The following is a 21,354-nucleotide window of genomic DNA, read 5'->3' as shown; positions in this document are numbered from 1 at the left end:
ATATATCAGATTTATCATCCAACACAACTTGCAGATATCATTGTTATGAAAAAGACAAAAATCGTTTGTACCATCGGTCCAAAAACTGAATCGAAAGAAATGCTGTCAAAGCTGCTGAACGCGGGCATGAACGTCATGCGCCTTAATTTCTCCCACGGCGACTTTGAAGAACACGGCAACCGCATTACCAACCTGCGCGCCATCCTGCAGGAAACCGGCAAGAAAGCCGCCATCCTGCTCGATACCAAAGGGCCGGAAATCCGTACCATGAAACTGGAAAACGGCAACGATGTTTCCCTTACCGCCGGCCAGACCTTTACGTTCACCACCGACCAGACGGTAGTCGGCACCAAAGAACGCGTCGCGGTCACCTACCCCGGCTTTGCCAAGGACCTGTCGGTCGGCAATACCGTGCTGGTGGATGACGGCCTGCTGGGCATGGAAGTTATCGACGTTACCGATACCACCGTGGTCTGCAAGGTGTTAAACAACGGCGACCTGGGCGAAAACAAAGGCGTTAACCTGCCGGGCGTTTCCATCGCCCTGCCGGCGCTGGCGGAAAAAGACAAAGGCGATTTAATCTTCGGCTGCGAACAGGGCGTGGACTTCATCGCCGCCTCGTTCATCCGTAAACGCTCCGATGTCCTGGAAATTCGTGAACACCTGAAACAGCATGGCGGCGAACATATCCAGATCATCTCCAAGATTGAAAATCAGGAAGGCCTGAACAATTTTGACGAGATTCTGGAAGCCTCCGACGGCATCATGGTTGCCCGTGGCGACCTGGGTGTGGAAATACCGGTGGAAGAAGTGATCTTTGCCCAGAAGATGATGATCGAAAAATGTAACCGCGCACGTAAAGTGGTCATTACCGCCACCCAAATGCTCGATTCCATGATCAAGAATCCCCGCCCGACCCGCGCTGAAGCCGGCGACGTGGCCAACGCCATCATCGACGGCACCGATGCCGTAATGCTGTCCGGTGAAAGCGCCAAGGGGAAATATCCGTTGGAAGCCGTGACCATCATGGCCACCATCTGCGATCGTACCGACCGCGTCATGCCCAGCCGCATCGACAGCATTAACGACAGCCGCAAACTGCGTATCACCGAAGCCGTATGTCGCGGCGCGGTGGAAACAGCCGAAAAGCTGGAAGCCCCGCTGATTGTCGTGGCGACCGAAGGCGGCAAATCCGCCAAAGCGGTGCGTAAATACTTCCCTAAGGCGGAAATCCTGGCGCTGACCACCAATGCCATTACCGCGCGCCAGCTGCTGCTGTCCAAAGGCGTAACCTGCCAATTGGTGGATGAAATCGCCTCTACCGATGATTTCTACCGCATCGGCAAAGCCATGGCCATCGAAACCGGCTTGGCTAAAAAAGGCGAGATCATCGTCATGGTGTCCGGTGCCCTGGTACCGAGCGGCACGACCAATACTGCGTCCGTTCATCTGCTGTAAATCCGGGTTTACCCACCTGCGCCTCCGGCTTGCCGGAGGCTTTTTTTTGCCCGCAGAGAATGCCGCGCCCGGTAATTCTGTTGTACCGCTCCGACGGTGTGCAATAATTCTATCGCAATAGCACAAAAAGGGCCTGGTTTTTACCCCGACTTAATCGGAGTTTTCTTATGGAAGGTGATGGTTTATCCTTTTTTTTTAACCTCCCTGTAAAACAAGGTGTTTCTTTGAGCATTCAATCGAATTTAATCGCTTTATTGCTAAAAATTGTTCTCCTTAGAAAATACTTTGTGTAATACTTGTAATGCTACATGGAGATTAACTCAATCTAGAGGGTATTAATAATGAATCGTACTAAACTGGTACTGGGCGCGACACTTCTTGTTTTATCTATGGGTATGACTGCCTGTTCAAGCAACGCTAAAATCGATCAGCTGTCCTCTGACGTTCAAACCCTGAACGCGAAAGTTGACCAGCTCAGCAACGATGTCACCGCTATTCGTTCTGACGTTCAGGCCGCTAAAGACGACGCTGCCCGTGCTAACCAACGTTTAGATAACCAAGCTCACTCTTATCGTAAATAAGAGTCATAGACTTGTTTAGAAAATGGCGCACTCACGTGCGCCATTTTTTTTGCCTGAGAAACTGTACGCACAGCCCCCGTATCTTCCCCTCGCCGCCTTCCGCCAGCCATGCCACCCGTTTCTTGGCGCCCGGCGCTACCTTTCCGGTTCTGCGTCATCCTGGGGATTAACTTGGCGCGGCGCACAGGCCGGTTTTCACCGCACTCCAGGTGTACGGCGTCGGTCCCCCGCCCATACCCGCTGAAATCATCTCTGTGCCGCCGGCGACGGGCCGTTAATGCCGCCGGTGGACTCGGAGGCCTTATTGTGTCGACAGCGCGCTGTCGCCCGCACCAGGGCCATTTTGAGTGATGCTGGCGACAGGCGCGGCCTTAACCGGTGCTTTAGCGCTTTGCACCGCCGGCGCGTCGGATGGCAGGCTGGTTTGCGCCTCACCGCTGGAAATCAGCACCGGCATGCCGGAACGGCGCGCGATGGCCTCGTCGGCCACGGCGCGGTCGGTAGCGCCATCGGCGAGGAATTTCTTCACCTTGGCGCTGTAGGCGATGCGCATCGTCTGCGGATCGTCGCGATCGTTGCGCGACAGCGGCTGATGGACCTCAATATACCGTTTGCCATCCGGTTCCTGGGCCACCTTGATCGCATCGTTGACCACCTGTACCCGGGTTCCCACCGGCACTGTGTCGAATAAGGCCTGGATATCATCGGGCCGCAGCCGCATGCACCCCGAGCTGACGCGCATGCCGATACCAAAATTGGCATTGGTGCCATGGATGAGATAGACCCCTTTGCCGGCCGCCAGGCGCAGGGCGAACAGCCCCATGGGATTGTCCGGCCCCGCCGGCACGACGGCCGGCAGGGTGATGCCCTGCTCTTCCAGGTAATGCTTGCGGATATTGGGCGTCGGCGTCCAGGTAGGATTGGCGATTTTCTGGGTAATGGTGGTGGTCATCACCGGCGTGGTGCGTCCCAACTGGCCGATGCCAATCGGATAAACGATCACCTTGTTTTCGTCTTTTGGATAATAATAAAGCCGCAGCTCGGCCAGGTTGATGACAATGCCTTTGCGCGGGGTGTCCGGCAGCAGCATTTGCGTCGGTATGGTCAGGACCGACCCGGCCTGGGGCAGATAAGGGTCCGTGCCCGGATTGGCCTCCAGCATGGCAAGCAGGCCGATTTTATGCGCCGCGGCGATGGCTTCCAGCGAACCGCCGTCATTGGCGACGGTGGCGGTAATATTTTCCCCGATTAAACGGCTGTTTTCCGCCGGCAGGGCATATTCGGTGGCGCCGGCGGAGGAGCTCCCCAGCAGAAGTCCCCCGGCGAGGCTGGTAACGAAAGCGAAGCATTTAAGGGTCCGCGCATAGTTCATATTGATTTCCCGCATTGTTTTTATCGTAAGCCGAAGACCCTGTTCCGTTGTCGCGGCGGCGACAGTCCGGGGTCCGGCTCCACGTTTAACAGCCAAACCTCGCGCTCGCTATCAGATAACGCTGATAATGTGAGTTTAGCAAAGGAACAAAATGATGGCGGGTTAAGCGCAGCGGCAAGCACACCTTTCGCCCGGGTGTTATCTGGGCGGCAGGCAATGCGGTGTTGCGGGCGGGGATGGGCGTGATAGCGCAGAAGGCGCCCCCTCAGGCGCGCGATTCTGGCTCACAAGAAGACGGCGGCAATGGGTATTACAGGTTAGCAGCCTTGGCCCTGATGCTGCGCACCATGGCTTCCAGGCCCTGCGAGCGGGACGGCGTCAAATGCTGGCCGAGCGCCAGTTCGTTAAAAAATGGCCGCACGTCCAGCGCCACGACCTGCTGCGGCGTCAATCCCTGGTAAAGAATAAACACCGTGGCGATCAGGCCTTTGACAATGGCCGCGTCGCTGTCGCCCAGCAGCCGGACATTGCCCCGGTCGTCGGTGGCGATAACAATCCATACCTGGCTCTGGCAGCCGGCGATAAGGTTTGCGGCGCTGCGCGCGCCCTCGGGGAGCGGCGGCAACTGAGCGCCCAGCTCGATGATATACATGTACTTCTCTTCCCAGTTGCCGCAGCGGGAAAAGTTACGCAGCAGTTTCTCTTTGTCCGGCAAATTTGCCATCAACGGTTCTCCCTGGCTATCAGTATTAACCCAGCAATTGACGCACGCGGATCAAACCGGCCACCAGCCTGTCGATATCTTCCCGGGTGGTATAGAGCGCCAGCGAGGCGCGGCACATGCTAGGCACCTGATAATACGCCATCAGCGGCATTGCGCAATGGTGCCCGGTACGGATGGCGATCCCATACTGATCGAGGAAACTGCCCACGTCGTAGGCATGATGCTTGCCCAGATTAAAGGCGATCACCCCGGCCCGGTCGGCGGGACCGTACAGGATCAGATCCGGCACCTGCGTCAGCGCCTCAAGCGCGTAACGCATCAGTTCCCGCTCGTAGACGTGGATATTCTCGATGCCCAGGCTCTCCACATAGCTCAGCGCCGCGCCCAGCCCCATCATCCCGCCGGTATTGGGGGAGCCCGCCTCAAAGCGCCACGGCGCTTCCAGAAAGGTGGTGCCTTCGCTCAGGCTGACGGTGCGAATCATCGAACCGCCCCCTTCCCACGGCGGCATCAGGTCCAGCAGCCGTTTTTTGCCATACAGTATGCCGATGCCGGTGGGACCGTAGATCTTATGGCCGGAAAAGACGTAGAAATCGCAGCCCAGCGCCTGCACATCCACTTTCTGGTGCATAATGCCCTGGGCGCCGTCCACCAGCACCACCAGATCGGCGGCGGCGGCCCGCGCCCGGGCGATCAGGCGCTCAAGCGGGTTCACCGTGCCCAACACGTTGGAAACCTGGGTTATCGCCAGCAGCCGGGTACGGTCGTCCACCAGCGCATCCAGGCGCGATTCGTCCAGCGTGCCGTCGGGCAGCAGCGGCAATACCCGGATTTCCACCTGTTTTTCCCCGGCGATAATCTGCCAGGGAACGATATTGGAATGATGCTCCATCTCGGTGATGACGAGGTTGTCGCCGGGCTTGAAAAAATGGCGTCCGTAGCTGTTGGCCACCAGGTTGATGCCTTCGGTGGTGCCTTTGACAAAAATGATTTCATCCGTCGAGGCCGCATTAATAAAACGCGCGGCCTGGGCGCGGACATCTTCCATCCGGCCGGTGGCTTCGGCGCTCAGGGTGTGGATGCCGCGATGCACTGCGGCGTATCCCTGGCGGTAATAGTCACTTTCGGCATCGATGACGACACTGGGTTTCTGGGCGCTGGCGGCGCTGTCGAGATAGGTTAGCGGTTGTCCGTTAACCTGCCGCGCCAAAATCGGGAAATCCGACCGTACACGTTCAATGGGATACGACATTTATTCCCCCCTGCAATGAATCGGCAATACGCGTCAAGACCGTTTCCCGCACCGTCTGGTTATCAATCGCCTCGGTAATGGCGGCGGCGAAGGCATGGATAATCATTTTTTCAGCATCCTCCCGTTTAATGCCCCGGGATCGCAGGTAGAACATCTGCTCTTCGTCGATGCGCCCCACGGTGGCGCCGTGGCTGCATTTCACGTCGTCGGCATAAATTTCCAGCTGCGGTTTAGTATCCACCTCGGCGAGGCGATCCATCAGCAGATTGTTATTGGTCATCTGGCCGTCGGTCTTGATGGCGTGTTTGGCCACTTTGATCAGGCCGTTAAAGACCCCTTTGCCACGCTCGCGCGCGATGATCTTATGGAGCTGGCGGCTCAGGCAATAGCCTTTATTATGTTCAAGATAGGTACGGGTATCCGCCACGTCGTTGCCCGACGGCAACAGCAGGCTGTTGATAGCCAGATCGGCGCCTTCGCCGTCGAGGCGGGCGCTGGTCTGGTGGCGGGCCAACCCCGCCCCCAGCAGGAAGCTGCTGCTGCGCACCACCGCGTCGCGGCCGATATGGATATCGTTATGGGCGAAGTGGTAGCTCACACGGTTTTCAAACGCCAGCTTGATATGCGCCAACCGGGCATTATCGCCTACCGCCAGCGTCAACCGCGACCCGGTGAAATGGGCCAGGGTTTCGTCGACGCTTGCGAAATGCTCGATAATCTGTCCCTGCGCGCCGCCGCCCACATCGATATGGTGGCGATAGTGGAGCGTATTCAATTCTTCCGGGTTCGCCCCGCCACTGCTCAGGTGCAGCAGATACAGCGGTTTTTCGGCCGTTTTACCCGCCGGAAGGCGAATGCGCGTGGTTTCGCAACTCAGGCTCTCGGTCAGGTGCAGGAAGATTTCCGGCTGGATGGGCGCCGGCAACGGCAGGCGTTCGGCGCCCTGCTCGACCGTCACCTGCCAGAAGCCGGTGTCGCTATCGCTCAGATGCGGCGCAAAACGGCCGTTGACGAACACCAGGCGCACGGCATCCAGATCCAGACTCAGCCGGTCGCGCTCATCCAGGCTAAGGCGTTTGCCCGCCGCAAAGGCGAATCGGTGCGCTAACAGGCCGTCCAGCGGCGTGTATTTCCAGTGTTCGTGTTTACGCGTCGGCAGGCCGAGGCGCTCGACGCTTTGCCAGTGTTCATAAGCCTGGGCGGAGCGGCTCAGGCTCTGCCCTTCGAACAGATGGTGCCATTGTTGCAACGCCTGGGCATTATTGTTGTTCGGTAAGCCAGCCATAGCCTTGCTCCTCAAGCTGTTTCACCAGGGAAAAATCGCCGGATTTTACGATGCGGCCCTGGTAAAGCACGTGCACGTGATCCGGTTTTATATAATCCAGAATACGTTGGTAATGGGTGACGATAATAAAAGAGCGCTGTTCATTGCGCAGCGTATTGACGCCGTGCGCCACCACTTTCAGCGCATCGATATCCAGCCCGGAATCGGTCTCGTCCAGGATGCACAGGTCCGGCTCCAGCGCCGCCATTTGCAGAATATCGTTACGTTTTTTTTCACCGCCGGAAAAGCCGACGTTTACCGATCGGGTCAGCAGATCGGGGGGCATTTTCAACAAGGCGATTTTTTCTTCGATAAAATCGGCAAAATCAAAGCGGTCCAGGGGTTCTTGCTGCCGGTATTTACGCACCGCGTTCACTGCGGTCTGCAAAAAGAACTGATTGCTGACGCCGGGAATCTCCACCGGATACTGGAAGGCCATGAAAATACCTTCGCCCGCCCGCTCTTCCGGCTCCAGCGCCAGCAGATCCTTGCCTTTGAACAGCACTTCGCCGTCGGTGACCTGATAGTCATCCCGCCCGGCAAGCGTGGCCGACAAGGTACTTTTGCCGGACCCGTTAGGTCCCATGATCGCATGCACCTCGCCGGGCCTGACTTCCAGGTTCACTCCCTTGAGGATGACGTTATCTTCCACACTGACGTTTAAATTGCGAACTGTTAACATATTTTTTCCTTTACCCGACTTTCGGTGCGCCCGTACGGGCAGCACATGCTGGTGCGCAGTCGGCAACTAAAAAGCGGGATTAGCCCACGCTGTGTTCCAGGCTGATAGCCAAAAGTTTTTGCGCCTCGACGGCGAATTCCAGCGGCAGTTCCGAGAACACATCCTTACAGAACCCGTTTACGATCATCGAGATGGCGTCATCCTCGCTGATCCCGCGCTGGCGGCAATAAAACAGCTGATCTTCACCGATGCGCGAGGTCGTCGCCTCATGTTCCAACTGGGCGGTATTGTTGCGCACTTCCACATAAGGGAAGGTGTGCGCACCGCAGTCCGCGCCGATCAGCATCGAGTCGCATTGCGTGAAATTACGCGCATTGGTGGCGCTGGGCATGATTTTCACCAGCCCGCGGTAAGTGTTCTCGCTTTTCCCCGCCGAGATACCCTTGGAAATAATGGTCGAACGGGTGTTCTTGCCGATATGGATCATCTTGGTGCCGGTATCGGCCTGCTGGCGTCCATTGGTCAGGGCCACCGAGAAGAACTCGCCCACCGAATTGTCGCCGCGCAGAATAACGCTGGGGTACTTCCAGGTAATGGCCGAACCGGTTTCCGACTGCGTCCATGACATCTTGGAGTTTTCGCCGGCGCACAGCGCCCGCTTGGTAACGAAGTTCAGGATGCCGCCTTCGGATTCGCTGCCGGCGAACCAGTTCTGCACCGTGGAATATTTCACCTCGGCGTTTTTGTGGGCGATAACTTCCACCACCGCGGCGTGCAGTTGATAGCTGTCGCGCACCGGCGCCGAGCAGCCTTCGATATAACTGACGTAACTGTCTTCGTCGGCAATCAGGATGGTGCGCTCGAACTGCCCGGTTTTCGCGGCGTTAATGCGAAAGTAGGTGGACAGCTCCATCGGGCAACGCACGCCTTTGGGGATGTAGACAAAGGTGCCGTCGGAAGCCACGGCGGAATTCAGGGCCGCGAAAAAGTTATCGTTGGGCGGCACCACGCTGCCCAGGTACTGCCGCACCAGATCCGGATGTTCATGGATGGCTTCGCCAAACGAACAGAAGATAATGCCTTCCTTCGCCAGCTTGTCGCGATAGGTGGTCGATACCGACACCGAGTCGAAAATGGCGTCGACCGCTACCTCGGCGCCTTCACGCACCGGTACGCCCAGTTGGTTGAACGCTTTTTCCACTTCATCGGTCAGGTAATTCTTGGCCGCGTCCTGGCCTGGCTGCTGCATGGCGCCGGGCTGGGAACCGCAGTTGTCGTCGCAGCTGCCGCAGGAAGGGGCGGAATAATAACTGTAATCGTTATAATCCAGTTTTTTATAATGCGCTTTCAACCAGTGCGGCTCTTCCATTTCCAGCCAGGCGCGGTAGGCATTAAGGCGAAACTCCAGCATCCATTCCGGTTCATTACGTTTAGCCGAGATTGCCCGCACCACGTCTTCACTGATGCCATGTGCCAGCTCGTCGGTGACCAGTTGGGTAAAAAAGCCTTCTTTATAACGTTCGCTTTTTATCCAGGGCTGCGCGGCGTCAATCGCCTCGGGAGTTTCAATAGTGCTTCGTGCCATAATGGTTCATCGCTCAAAGGCCAAAACTTTCGCCACACCCGCAGGCATGTTGAGCTTTGGGATTGTTGAATTTAAATACGTGATTCAAGCCTTCCTGCACGAAGTCCACTTCCGTGCCGTCGATAAAAGGCATGGCTTTCAGCGGGACAAAAAGCCGCGCGCCGTCACGCTCATAAACCAGTTCGCTTTCTTCGGCCGCAGCGGTCGCCACGTCCATCACATAACCGAAACCGGCGCAGCCGGATTGTTTCACGCCAAGCCGTAACCCTTGCATGGCGGAATTTTGTTCCATCAGATGACGGATTTGCCTGGCGGCGCTGGCGCTGAGGGTCAGGCCTTGCCAGATGTTTTCTTCCAGTGAAAACGTTTCAACCGTGTCCATTTGCATAAAACTTACCTCTCAATGTTTCAAGACGATAAACAGCAATCTCTCTATGTTAGTGATATGAATATTCACTGCAACCTTGCACTTTGCATGGGAATAGCTAAAAACGGCGGTTAAAACAGGCATTAAGTTAATTATAGTCGCTATATTACTGCCCGGCCCGCCGCACTCTCGGCAGGCTGTTTTTATAATCCACTGAAATAAAAGGCATTTTATCTCGAATACCCCTATTAAAAATACCAGAACTTTTCGGCGCGCGAATATAAAAATAATCATCGAAAAAAACTATTTTTACGAGAGGTTTAAACAAAAATATCATTACCGCGTCAGGTTAGCGCAATTGTTACCCATTTTTTAATAGCCCAGCGCCGGTGGACGCGCCTCTATTTGCTGAAAACAGCGCCGCCCCAATTGATAATGATAACCATCTCGATTTTAATTAGCATTAATTGCGCATAGGTATTCATAATAATGCAATTTTGACGCCTAAAAAGGCCGGCCCCGCGCAACGATAATCGGGTTTACCATACCCCTGCGCAAGGGTAGCGGCACAAGCAATACGTGCGGTACGTCACACGCGGCAGCATCGTTCCATTCACATTTATTATACAATTATATCACAGTTAGAACCAGATATCGCCGGCGCTGTCGATCCGACGCAGGCGGGTTAACCCGCGATATTTTTTTACATCATTTCGCGCGCCTCCCGGCATGGCGGGCGGTATGCTAAGACTCACGTTTTTTTCCGGAATAGTCCTTTATGCCCTCCCCAGCCGTTTCTCCCCCGGTCCTGTCCTCGCCGCAGCTGAACCGGCGGATATTTCCCATTATCTTTTTCACCTTTATCTGCTACCTGACCATCGGCATACCGCTGGCGATCATTCCCGGATTTACCCATAACACCCTGGGCTACAATCAGGTGATCGCGGGTTTTGCCATCAGCATCCAATATGCGGCGACCCTGCTCAGCCGCCCTTACGCCGGGCGTTACGCCGACCTGCTGGGGCCAAAAAAAGGGGTGCTGCTCGGACTGGGATGTTGCAGCCTGAGCGGGGTGTTTTGCCTGCTGGCCAGTGGGTCCGAGAGCCTGCCGTGGGCCAGCCTCGGCCTGCTGTTCGCCGGGCGCCTGATATTGGGCGTGGGCGAAAGTTTCGCCAGTACCGGCGCCATCTTATGGGGTATTGCCAGCGTCGGGCAGCGCCATACCGCCCGGGTGATATCCTGGAACGGCGTCGCCACCTATGGCGCCATCGCCATTGGCGCGCCGCTGGGCGTGTGGCTAAACGCCATCGGCGGCCTGGGCGTCATCGGCGCGTTTATCCTGGTCGCCGCCCTGCTCGCCTGGGTGCTGGCGCTGCGTAAAACCCCGGTGGCGATTGTTCCCGGTAAACGCATCGCCTTTGGCATCGTGGTCGGCAAGATCTGGCTTTATGGCGTGGGACTGGGATTGGGTACCCTGGGGTTTGGGGTCATCGTCAGTTTTATCACGCTTTATTACGCCGAATATGCATGGGACGGCGCCGCCTTCGCGCTGACCCTGATGAGCGGCGCTTTTGTCGGCGTGCGCCTGGTGCTCGGCAACGCCATCCATAAGTACGGCGGGCTGAACGTCGCGCTGGCGTCGTTTACCGCCGAGGCGCTGGGACTCTTGTTGATATGGGCGGCCCCCGGCCCGGTGCTGGCGTCCCTGGGCGCCCTGCTGACCGGCGCCGGCTTTTCGCTGGTCTTCCCGGCCCTGGGCGTAGAAGCGGTCAAACAGGTCGCGCCGCAAAACCAGGGCACCGCCCTCGGCACCTTCTCGGCCTTTCTGGACCTTGGGCTCAGCCTGGCCGGACCGGCGGCGGGACTGGTGATGTCGCACCTGGGCATGTCGAGCATCTATCTGTGCGCGGCGGCGATGGCCGCCCTGGCCGCGGTATTGATGCTCAGGCTGAAAGCGCGGGTTAGCCCCGGGCAGCCGGGTTAGGCAACTCTTCCCCGGCCCTGAGCACCACCGTGGTCAGGCGGGAAATACAGTTAAGCCTGCCGCGGCCATCGGATATCAGGATCTCCCATACCTGATGCGTTTTCCCCAGATGAATGGCCCGGCACACGGCGCGCACCTGGCCGTCGGTAACCGGGCGCAGGTGGTTGGCGTTGATATCCAGGCCCACCACGATGTCCTCGCCCTGCGTGCACAGATAGCCGGCCACCGATCCCAGGGTTTCGGCTAACGCCACCGAGGCGCCGCCGTGCAGCAGGCCGTACGGCTGGCGGGTGCGCTCGTCCACCGGCATCACCGCCTCCAGTTCATCCGCGCCAATACGGGTGAAGACGATGCCCAGATGCGCGGCCAGGGTGCCCGCGCTTTTCTGGTTAAGCGCGTCCAGGGACGCGGGACGTTTCCAAATCATCAGATAATCTCCAGCAAGGCTTGCAGGGGGTGGCGGATGCCTTCCCCTTCGATACGTTTCACCTGGCTGCGGCACGAATAGCCGGTCGCCAGGCAGCGGGCGCGCGGCAAGCGCTGCAAGGCCTGCTGCCAGGACAGGGCGTAGATGCCCAGTGAATTATCCAGGTTGGCGCTTTCATGGCCATAGGTGCCGGCCATGCCGCAGCATCCGACGCCGACGGTTTCAAGACTGGCGCCGTAACGGGCAAAAATAGCGGACCACTGCTGACCGCTGACCGGCAGCTCGGTGGATTCGGTGCAATGGCCGAATAAATACCACCCCTGCGCGGGCTGAGCAACCGGCTGCGCGCCGGCGGCGGGCGCTAAGGCGCCGCCGGCATCAGGTCGGCCAGCGGGTACCGGTAACCCGGTGGTATCTTGTGACGTTGTCACTGATACCGGCGGCGGCAGCGTCATCAGCCATTCATGTACCAGCTGTACCTGGAAGTCTCCGCGCCGGTCGCCGAGGATCTCGCGATACTCATCCCGGTAACACAGCACCAGCGCGGGATCCACGCCCACCATGGGCAGCCCCAGGCGCGCGGTGCGGTTAAGGAAATCGGCGGTTCTGGCGGCGGTTTTGGCGAAGCGCTGTAAAAAACCCTTGATATGCTGGGCCTTGCCGTTGGGTGAGAACGGCAGCAATACCGGAATCCCGCCCAGTTTTTCCACCAGACGGACAAAATCCGCCACCACGGCGGCATCGTAATAGCTGGTAAAGGGATCCTGTACAATCAGGACATGGCCCCGGCGCTGCGCGGCCGTCATCGCCTCCAGCTGTTCCAGGGTGATGCCGGCGGCGCGATGCCCCATAAGACGTGTGCGCAGCGAGGGCGTCGACAGCAGGGGTAAATCCACCATGCCGATGCGCGTCCGGCTCAGTTCGCGCAGCCAGGGCTGCTGCAGGAAAAAGTTAAACAGCCTGGGCGCGCGTGCCATCAGCGGCGCGTAGCTTTCGACGCCGGCCACCAGGTGATCGCGCGCCGGACGGAGATAACGGCTGTGATACAGCTGGAGAAAACGGGAACGGAAACCCGGCACATCGATTTTAATCGGGCATTGCGTCGAGCAGGCTTTGCAGGCCAGGCAACCGGCCATCGCCGCCTTGACCTCATGGGAAAAATCATACTCGCCCTGTTTCGCCCGCCGGCTGTTGCGCACCCTGCCGGCCAAATCGCGCAGCGTGGCGATACCGCTGGGCAGGTTTTTTTCCAGCAGCAGCGGGTCGACCCCCTGCACGGCCAGCAGCCTGAGCCATTCCCTGACCAGCGTGGCGCGGCCTTTTGGCGAGTGGATACGGTCGCCGGTGATTTTCATGGACGGGCACATCGGGCTGCGCGCGTCGAAATTGAAACACAGGCCATTGCCGTTGCATTCCAGCGCGCCGCGAAATGACCCGCGCACCGCCACCGGGATCTGCCGGTCGTAGGTGCCGCGTTTGACGGCGTCGATGTGTTTCATCGGCGCGTCGCTGTCCACCGGCGCGCATATCTTGCCGGGATTGAGGCGGTTGCCGGGGTCGAAAGCCGATTTTATACACCGTAGCTCATGATAGAGCGTCGCGCCGAAAAACGCCGGGCTGTACTCGGCGCGAAACCCCTTGCCATGCTCCCCCCACAGCAGGCCGCCATATTTTGCCGTCAGTTGTACTATGCGATCCGACAACTGTTTCATTAATATTTCCTGGGCGGGATCGCACATATCCAGCGCCGGACGAACGTGCAACACGCCGGCATCCACATGGCCGAACATGCCGTAGCTGAGGTGATGTTCGTCCAGCAGTTGGCGGAACTCGGCGATATAATCGGCCAGATGCTCGGGCGGAACGCAGGTATCCTCGGCGAAAGGTATGGGTTTGGCCGCGCCCTTGCTATTGCCCAGCAGGCCCACCGCCTTTTTGCGCATGGCGTAGATGCGTTCGATGTCGGCCAGCCGATCGCAGATCTGGTAGCCGATGACACCGCCGCCGCCTTCAGCCATCAGCCGATCAAGGCCCTGGCATAACGCCGCCACCCTGGCGGCGACAAGGGACGCGTCGTCACCGGCGAACTCAACGATATTCAGTCCCAGCATCTCCCGCGCTGGCACATCCCGGATCAGCTCGCGGACTGAATGCCAGACAATATCCTCGCGGGCCAGGTTCAGTACCGTCGAGTCCACCGTTTCCACCGACAACGCATGGGCCTGCAGCATAAACGGCGCGTTGCGCAAGGCGGAGTTGAATGAATCATATTTTACATTCACCAAACGGCGCACCTTCGGCAAAGGCGTAATATCCAGCCGCGCTTCGGTGATGAAGGCGAGCGTTCCCTCCGACCCGGTCAGGATGCGCGTCAGGTCAAACGTTTGCAGGTCGTCGCTGTAGACATGGCGCAAATCGTAACCCGTCAGGAAGCGATTTAACTTGGGAAATGAGTCCAGGATCAGCTGGCGCCGCTCGCGGCAGCGATCCAGCACCGTGCGGTAAATCCGCCCTGCCGCGCCCGCTTCCCCGGCTATCTTTTCCGCCTGCGCGGTAGGCATGGCGCAGGTATCCAGCACTTCGCCCGCCATCAGCACCGCGCGCAGGCCCAGGACATGATCGGACGTTTTGCCGTACACCAGCGACCCCTGGCCCGACGCGTCGGTATTGATCATGCCGCCAAGCGTGGCGCGATTACTGGTGGACAGCTCGGGGGCAAAAAAATAGCCCAGCGGGCGCAGATATTCATTGAGCTGATCCTTGATGACACCCGCCTCGACCCTGACCCATCCCTGTTCGGGATTAACTTCGAGGATATGGTTCATATGTCGCGACATATCCACCACTACGCCGCTATTAAGCGCCTGGCCATTGGTGCCGGTGCCGCCGCCGCGCGGGGTAAAGGCCAACGAGGCAAAACGCGGCTCCCGCGCCAGCCGGCTGATTAACAGCACATCATCGGTTGAACGCGGAAACAGCACGGCGTCGGGCAACAACTGGTAAATACTGTTATCGGTCGCCATGGTCAGGCGATCGGCGTAGGACGTGGCGCTGTCGCCGGTAAAGCCGCTGCGTTGCAATTGGGCAATAAACTCGAGAACCGGTTGGGCAATTCCCGGCGCCTGGGAGATCTGTGGGATCATTAACTCTGAGCCTGCTTTTCAAGTGTAAAGGGGGCCGGCATAAGGATTTTTATGAAGGTCCGACCCGATTGTTTTATCATATTTTTTTTGGACGCGCGCGTGGACGGAGAAATTTTTTGCCCCAGGCGATGATACCCCGGCGCTGCCGGCAACGCCGGTTGGCCCTGGCGGGCGTTAAAATTGTTGTTATGGCCTGTTAAAAAACGGGGAAATAACGCATCATTAAGACTATTGCTGAACAACGGATCCCCTTTCTCCGATCGTTGCCTTACCCTATTTACCCGCTGTTTATTGAGGTGAAAACTTTTTCATGGATTACCCGCGTCAACTGCTTGATCTGCCAAGGATGCTCTTTAGCGTAACTTTTATCGCGCTGATGACATTAGCCTGTTTCTGGGTGGTGCAGCCTTTTATCCTGGGTTTTGCCTGGGCCAGCATGGTGGTCATCGCCACCTGGCCGCTACTGATCAAAATCCAGGCGTTATTATGGGGACGCCGTTCGCTGGCGGTGCTCGTCATGACCCTGTTGCTGGTATTGTTGTTCGTCCTGCCGCTGTCCGTGCTTATCAGCAGCGTCATTGACAACAGCGCGCCGCTGGTGGCGTGGGCGACCGAGCCAAACCGGCTCACCCTGCCGGCGCTGCACTGGCTGCGCGATGTGCCGCTGGTCGGCCATAAGCTTTATTCCGGCTGGCAGGCGACGATTTCCGGTGGCGGCGGCCCGCTGGTGGCCAAGATACAGCCTTACATCGGCCAGTCGGCGACCTGGCTGTTGTCGCAGGTGGCGCAGGTGGGCAGTTTTCTTATCCATTGCGCCCTGATGCTGCTGTTCAGCGTACTGCTGTATATCCGTGGTGAACGGGTGGCTCTGGCGGTGCGCCATTTTGCCATCCGCCTGGGCGCCGAACGCGGCGACGCCTCGGTCCTGCTGGCTGCGCAAGCCATCCGGGCGGTGGCGCTGGGCGTGGTATTGACCGCCATCGTGCAAGCGGTATTGGGCGGCATCGGGCTGGCGGTATCCGGCATCCCCTTCGCCACCATTCTGACCATCATCATGTTTATCACCTGCATAGCCCAGCTGGGTCCGCTGCCCATCCTAATCCCAGCCATGATCTGGCTGTACTGGAGCGGCGATACCACCTGGGGCACGGTGCTGCTGGTATGGAGCTGCGTGGTCGCCACGCTCGACAATATTCTCCGGCCGATCTTTATCCGCATGGGCGCGGATTTACCGATCCTGCTGGTGCTGTGCGGCGTTATCGGCGGCCTGCTGGCGTTCGGGATGATTGGCCTGTTTATCGGGCCGGTGGTGCTGGCGGTATCTTACCGGCTGATCTTTGCCTGGGTGCACGAGGCGCCTTCGCCGAGTGAAATGCACGACCCCGAGAAACACCTCAGTGATTTGTCGGAATTCTAAGCTTAAATTTAATTCGCCAATATAATTTTTCCAGATGAGATAAAACTCATCTGGAAATTAATATACCAACATCATTAATTGTCAGCTTCTTTAACTTTTAATTTACTTATTCGGAGGATTCTTAATGACTCCGCCTCATGTAATTAATATTATTAGCACATCAATTAACTCAACTCACTGATTTTACATCAAGGTTTCCCCTGAGTTAAACGAATTGCTGTGTGTAGTCTTTGCCCGTCTCATAGGATGGGCTTTTTTTTCGCCTTTTTCCCCGCGCAGATTAATCATTGCCTTGGATATTGTTGCCATAAAAGGTGAGCTATAAATCTTTGGCTAAAACAAAAAAGCCGGGGGCGTCCCCGGCTTTTTTTTTCGGTGTTTTTCAGCGAACGGAATATCAGAGTTCGGCCAGGCTTAGCCAGGTCTTTACCACGGTATCCGGATTCAGGGACAAGCTGTCGATACCCTGCTCCATCAGCCAGGCGGCGAAATCTTCATGATCCGAGGGACCCTGCCCGCAGATACCGACGTATTTACCTTGCCCCTTGGCCGCTTTGATAGCCATCGACAGCAGGGCTTTTACCGCCTCGTCCCGCTCGTCGAACAATTCGGAGACTAATCCTGAGTCGCGGTCCAGGCCCAGCGCCAACTGCGTCATATCATTCGACCCGATGGAAAATCCGTCAAAGTGTTGCAGGAACTGATCCGCCAGCAGGGCGTTGGAGGGAATTTCGCACATCATGATGATTTTCAGCCCCTGCTCGCCGCGTTTCAATCCCTGGCGCGCCAGCTCATCCACCACCGCCTTGCCCTGGGCGACGGTACGCACGAACGGCACCATGATTTCCACGTTGGTCAGTCCCATGTCGTTGCGCACGCGTTTAATGGCGTCGCACTCCAGCGCAAAACAGGCTTTGAAATTCTCGGAAACGTAACGGCCCGCGCCGCGAAAGCCCAGCATCGGGTTTTCCTCGTCGGGTTCGTAGCGCTCGCCCCCCACCAGGTTGGCGTATTCATTGGATTTGAAGTCGGACAGGCGCACGATCACCCGTTTCGGCCAGAATGCCGCGGCAAGCGTGGAAACGCCTTCGGTAAGGCGGGCAATGTAGTATTCCTTCGGGCTGTCATAGCCCTGGATCAAATCGTTGATTTCCTGTTTCAGCTTCGGCGTCTGATCATCGAACTCCAGCAGCGCGCGGGGATGGACCCCAATCATACGATTGATGATAAACTCCAGTCGCGCCAGGCCCACACCGTCGTTGGGCAGCCCGGCAAAATCAAATGCCCGGTCGGGATTGCCGACGTTCATCATGATCTTCAGCGGCAGCGCCGGCATCTTATCGATGGCGGAACTGTTAACGGCGAAATCCAGCCGTTCCTGGTAGACGTAACCGGTATCGCCCTCGGCGCAGGAGACGGTAACCTCCAGGCCCTCGGCAAGGCGCTCGGTGGCGTCGCCGCAGCCCACCACCGCCGGGATGCCCAGTTCACGGGCGATGATCGCCGCATGGCACGTGCGCCCGCCGCGATTGGTCACGATGGCGGAGGCTTTTTTCATGATCGGTTCCCAATCCGGGTCGGTCATGTCGGTGACCAGCACATCCCCGGCCGCGACCCGATCCATTTCGCTGATATCATGAATCACCTTAACCGGACCGGCGCCGATGCGATGACCGATGGCCCGCCCTTCAATCAGCACCTCGCCGCGGGATTTAAGCTGGTAGCGCTCCATCACCTGGCCGCGTGAGCGTACGGTTTCAGGCCGCGCCTGGACAATAAACAACTGGCCGGTATGGCCGTCCTTGGCCCATTCGATATCCATCGGCCGCTGGTAATGCTGTTCGATTTGCAGCGCCTGACGCGCCAGATCCTGCACTTCCTCATCGGTAAGGGCGAAACGGCGACGCTCGCGTTCGGGAACATCCTCGATGCGCACCTGTTTACTGTGTTCCTGGCTATCGGCATACACCATGCGGATTTTTTTCGAGCCGATATTGCGCCGGACAATCGCCGGTTTGCCCGCCGCCAGCGTGGGTTTATGCACATAGAATTCATCGGGATTGACCGCGCCCTGCACCACCATTTCACCCAGGCCGTAGGCGGCGGTAATAAACACCACCTGGTCAAAACCGGATTCGGTATCGATGGTAAACATCACGCCGGCCGCCGCCAGATCGGAGCGGACCATGCGCTGTACCCCGGCAGAAAGCGCCACGCCGCGGTGGTCGTAGCCCTGGTGTACCCGGTAGGAAATGGCGCGATCGTTGAACAGCGAGGCGTAGACGTGCTTGATGGCCGTCATGACGGCATCAATGCCCTGGACATTGAGAAAGGTTTCCTGCTGGCCGGCGAACGAGGCGTCGGGCATATCCTCGGCGGTGGCGGAGGAACGCACCGCAAACGACGCCTCGTCGTCATCCGCCGACAGCTGCCCGTACGCGGCGCTGATGGCGTTTGCGAGTTCCGGCTGGAAAGGGGTATCGATAATCCATTGCCGAATCTGCTTCCCGGCCTGGGACAATGCGCCGATATCGTCGATATCAGTATGATCCAGCAGATCATAGATACGCTGGTTGATGCCGCTCTGATTGAGAAAATCATTAAACGCTTTGGCCGTGGTGGCGAAACCGTTCGGCACGGAAACCCCCAGGGCGGATAAATGGGTAATCATTTCCCCCAGAGAAGCATTCTTACCACCAACGCGGTCTACGTCATGCATTCCGAGCTGGTTGTACCATAATACGCTATCTGAATCATTGTCAGTCTGAGACATCTGATCATCCTTTTATAACTTATAATGAAATAGGGTATTGCTAGTGATAATGCCGGGTGTTAACGATTATTTGACAGAGCGTAGCATAAACTTTATTGCATCTGCCTAGGATGAATCGTGCCAGCGCCAAAAATCAGAGTTTGCCGCAATGGATTTATCGATAAAAACACCCTTAAAGCAACATGCGTACAACATCAGGAGAACATCATGGAACGCAGCGTATTCTTTATTTCCGACGGCACGGCCATTACCGCTGAAGTGGTCGGCCACGCGGTGCTGTCCCAATTTCCCGTCTCCACCACCAGCTATACCCTGCCGTTTGTGGAAACCGAGACCCGGGCCATGGCGGTGAGCGAGCAGATCAATGCGCTCTATAAACAGAGCGGCGTGCGTCCCCTGGTGTTTTATTCCATCGTATCGCCGGTTATCCGCACCATTGTGGAAAACAGCGCCGGATTTTGCCAGGACGTAGTCCAGGCGCTGGTGGCGCCGCTACAGCAGGAACTGGGATTGGCACCGGATCCGGTGGCGCATCGCACCCATGGGCTGACCGCCACCAACCTGACCAAATACGATGCCCGCATCGCCGCCATCGATTACACCTTGGCCCATGATGACGGCATCTCGCTGCGCAACCTGGATCAGGCGCAGATTATCCTGCTGGGCGTGTCGCGCTGCGGCAAAACCCCCACCAGCATTTACCTCGCCATGCAGTACGGTATCCGCGCCGCCAATTATCCCTTTATCGCCGACGACATGGATAACCTGCGCCTGCCGGCGGCGCTGAAACCCTACCATGATAAACTGTTCGGCCTGACCATCGATCCGGAGCGTCTGGCGGCCATTCGCGATGAACGCATGAACAACAGCCAGTACGCCTCGCTGCGCCAGTGCCGGCTGGAAGTTAACGAAGTCCAGTCGCTGTTTCGCAACCATCAGATCCCTTTTCTCAACTCCACCAATCATTCAGTAGAGGAAATGGCGACCAAAATAATGGATTTACTGGGCTTGAACCGGCGCATGTACTAATGCAAATTGCATTATTTTTTTTGAATTCATCTGCTTTTGGTTTATTGTGATCGGCATCACTTCCCGGTATTTCCACCGTTGCGAAGAAGCCATTTTAGAGATTGTCCATGTTTAACACAGATGAATTGCGCACCAGGCGCATTGGTCGTCTTATTGAGCCGGCGAAGCTTGCCGAACTTTTGCCTCTCACCCCGCAGATAACGGATCATGTCAACGGCGCACGCCGGCGCATTGAAAATATCCTTCACGGCAACGATCCGCGCCTGCTGGTGGTGGTGGGCCCCTGCTCCATCCATGATACCGACGCCGCCATAGATTATGCGCGCCAGTTGAATACCCTGCGCGTTCGCTACCAGGATCGCCTGGAGATCGTTATGCGCGCCTATTTTGAAAAACCGCGCACAGTGGTCGGATGGAAAGGCATGATTTCCGATCCTGGCCTGGACGGCAGCTATCGTGTCAATGACGGGCTGGCAGCCGCGCGCCGCCTGCTGCTGGCGCTGAATGAAATGGGGATGCCCACCGCCACGGAATTTCTTGATATGGTGATCGGCCAGTATATTGCCGATTTAATCAGCTGGGGCGCCATCGGCGCCCGCACCACTGAAAGCCAGATCCACCGGGAAATGGCGTCGGCGCTGTCATGCCCGGTCGGGTTTAAAAACGGTACCGACGGCAACACACAAATCGCCGTTGACGCCATTCGCGCCGCCCGCGCTTCCCATATGTTCCTGTCGCCGGATAAGCAGGGCCAAATGACCATTTACCAAACGTCCGGCAATCCCTACGGCCATATCATCATGCGCGGCGGGCGCACGCCTAATTACCACGCCGCGGATGTGCAGCAGGCCTGCGCCCATTTGCAGGAGTTCGGGCTACCGCCGCATTTGCTGGTGGATTTCAGCCATGGCAACAGCCAGAAGCAGTATCGCCGCCAGCTGGACGTGGCCGAATCGGTATGCGCGCAGATACGCGGCGGCTCACGGCGGGTGGCGGGCGTGATGGCCGAAAGTTTCCTGGTGGAAGGCAGCCAGGCCCTGCTACCCGGCCAGGCGTTGACCTATGGCCAATCCATTACCGACGGCTGCCTGGGCTGGGAAGATACCGAAAGACTGCTGGCCATGCTGGCCAACGCGGTGGATACCCGCTTTTGAGCGCATGGACCCCGTCAAAATAGCGCCGAGCTTAGTTAACGCGCCAAGGCCGCCTGAAGGCGGCTTTTTAGATAATAATCCC

The 21,354-nt window shown here is 57.7% G+C and carries 16 protein-coding genes and 1 other RNA gene; 7 read left to right on the top strand and 10 right to left on the bottom strand.

Features of this window, described 5'->3' with window-relative positions:
- Positions 1–45: 45 nt before the first annotated feature.
- Both pykF and ABUK12_RS03740 read left to right on the top strand, forming a co-directional pair.
- The gene (gene pykF / locus ABUK12_RS03745; RefSeq protein ID WP_410015019.1) at positions 46–1,458 is read left to right on the top strand and encodes a pyruvate kinase PykF; all 1,413 of its coding nucleotides are present in this window, start codon (positions 46–48) and stop codon (positions 1,456–1,458) included.
- A 341-nt stretch (positions 1,459–1,799) separates the two neighbouring features.
- Positions 1,800–2,039, top strand: a complete 240-nt coding sequence (locus ABUK12_RS03740) for a major outer membrane lipoprotein (RefSeq protein WP_410015018.1) — start codon at positions 1,800–1,802, stop codon at positions 2,037–2,039.
- Positions 2,040–2,340: 301 nt separating this feature from the next.
- Here ABUK12_RS03740 and ABUK12_RS03735 read toward each other — a convergent pair whose 3' ends face one another.
- The 7 genes from ABUK12_RS03735 to sufA form a co-directional block, all read right to left on the bottom strand.
- The gene (locus ABUK12_RS03735) at positions 2,341–3,411 is read right to left on the bottom strand and encodes a L,D-transpeptidase family protein (RefSeq protein WP_410015017.1); all 1,071 of its coding nucleotides are present in this window, start codon (positions 3,409–3,411) and stop codon (positions 2,341–2,343) included.
- Between the two features lie 310 nt (positions 3,412–3,721).
- Positions 3,722–4,135, bottom strand: coding sequence for a cysteine desulfuration protein SufE (gene sufE, locus ABUK12_RS03730; RefSeq protein ID WP_410015016.1), 414 nt, complete (start codon positions 4,133–4,135; stop codon positions 3,722–3,724).
- Between the two features lie 25 nt (positions 4,136–4,160).
- Positions 4,161–5,387: a cysteine desulfurase SufS gene (gene sufS / locus ABUK12_RS03725; protein WP_410015015.1), complete on the bottom strand. Its 1,227-nt coding sequence runs from the start codon at positions 5,385–5,387 to the stop codon at positions 4,161–4,163.
- Entirely contained in the window at positions 5,371–6,672 is a 1,302-nt protein-coding gene (gene sufD, locus ABUK12_RS03720; RefSeq protein WP_410015014.1) for a Fe-S cluster assembly protein SufD, read from the bottom strand. The genes sufS and sufD overlap by 17 nt, the downstream gene beginning before the upstream one ends.
- Positions 6,647–7,393, bottom strand: a complete 747-nt coding sequence (gene sufC, locus ABUK12_RS03715; RefSeq protein ID WP_410015013.1) for a Fe-S cluster assembly ATPase SufC — start codon at positions 7,391–7,393, stop codon at positions 6,647–6,649. The genes sufD and sufC overlap by 26 nt, the downstream gene beginning before the upstream one ends.
- Before the next feature lie 79 nt (positions 7,394–7,472).
- A complete protein-coding gene (sufB, locus tag ABUK12_RS03710; RefSeq protein ID WP_410015012.1) occupies positions 7,473–8,978 on the bottom strand; it encodes a Fe-S cluster assembly protein SufB in 1,506 nt (501 codons plus the stop codon).
- Positions 8,979–8,991: 13 nt separating this feature from the next.
- Positions 8,992–9,366 carry a Fe-S cluster assembly scaffold SufA gene (gene sufA, locus ABUK12_RS03705; protein ID WP_410015011.1) on the bottom strand — a complete coding sequence of 125 codons (375 nt, stop codon included), beginning with the start codon at positions 9,364–9,366 and terminating at the stop codon, positions 8,992–8,994.
- A 757-nt stretch (positions 9,367–10,123) separates the two neighbouring features.
- Between sufA and ABUK12_RS03700 the strand changes: the two genes are divergently transcribed.
- On the top strand, positions 10,124–11,329 hold the full coding sequence (locus ABUK12_RS03700) for an MFS transporter (protein ID WP_410015010.1): 1,206 nt from the start codon (positions 10,124–10,126) through the stop codon (positions 11,327–11,329).
- Here ABUK12_RS03700 and ABUK12_RS03695 read toward each other — a convergent pair.
- A complete protein-coding gene (locus ABUK12_RS03695; protein WP_410015009.1) occupies positions 11,307–11,756 on the bottom strand; it encodes a hotdog fold thioesterase in 450 nt (149 codons plus the stop codon). The genes ABUK12_RS03700 and ABUK12_RS03695 overlap by 23 nt on opposite strands.
- Complete coding sequence (locus tag ABUK12_RS03690; protein WP_410015008.1) at positions 11,756–14,899, bottom strand: FAD-binding and (Fe-S)-binding domain-containing protein; 3,144 nt, start codon at positions 14,897–14,899, stop codon at positions 11,756–11,758. Before ABUK12_RS03690 ends, ABUK12_RS03695 begins: the two co-directional genes overlap by 1 nt.
- A 310-nt stretch (positions 14,900–15,209) precedes the next feature.
- Here ABUK12_RS03690 and ydiK point away from each other — a divergent pair, with 310 nt between their 5' ends.
- Together ydiK and rprA are read left to right on the top strand one after the other, a co-directional pair.
- Positions 15,210–16,316 (top strand): AI-2E family transporter YdiK, encoded by a 1,107-nt coding sequence (gene ydiK / locus ABUK12_RS03685; RefSeq protein WP_410015007.1) that lies wholly within the window; start codon positions 15,210–15,212, stop codon positions 16,314–16,316.
- A 157-nt stretch (positions 16,317–16,473) separates the two neighbouring features.
- An RNA gene (gene rprA, locus ABUK12_RS03680) (antisense sRNA RprA) lies at positions 16,474–16,578 on the top strand.
- A gap of 135 nt (positions 16,579–16,713) precedes the next feature.
- Here the strand turns inward: rprA and ppsA are convergent.
- Complete coding sequence (gene ppsA / locus ABUK12_RS03675; protein WP_410015006.1) at positions 16,714–19,089, bottom strand: phosphoenolpyruvate synthase; 2,376 nt, start codon at positions 19,087–19,089, stop codon at positions 16,714–16,716.
- A gap of 207 nt (positions 19,090–19,296) precedes the next feature.
- Here ppsA and ABUK12_RS03670 point away from each other — a divergent pair, with 207 nt between their 5' ends.
- Together ABUK12_RS03670 and ABUK12_RS03665 are read left to right on the top strand one after the other, a co-directional pair.
- Positions 19,297–20,118: a pyruvate, water dikinase regulatory protein gene (locus ABUK12_RS03670; protein ID WP_410015005.1), complete on the top strand. Its 822-nt coding sequence runs from the start codon at positions 19,297–19,299 to the stop codon at positions 20,116–20,118.
- A 107-nt stretch (positions 20,119–20,225) separates the two neighbouring features.
- A complete protein-coding gene (locus tag ABUK12_RS03665) occupies positions 20,226–21,272 on the top strand; it encodes a 3-deoxy-7-phosphoheptulonate synthase (RefSeq protein WP_410015004.1) in 1,047 nt (348 codons plus the stop codon).
- Positions 21,273–21,354 lie beyond the last annotated feature (82 nt).

It is taken from the genome of Sodalis sp. C49 (genome assembly GCF_046352915.1).
GTDB lineage: Bacteria > Pseudomonadota > Gammaproteobacteria > Enterobacterales > Enterobacteriaceae > Acerihabitans.
The sequence above is the reverse complement of the archived record's forward strand: the minus strand, read 5'-3'. Positions and strand labels throughout refer to the sequence as shown.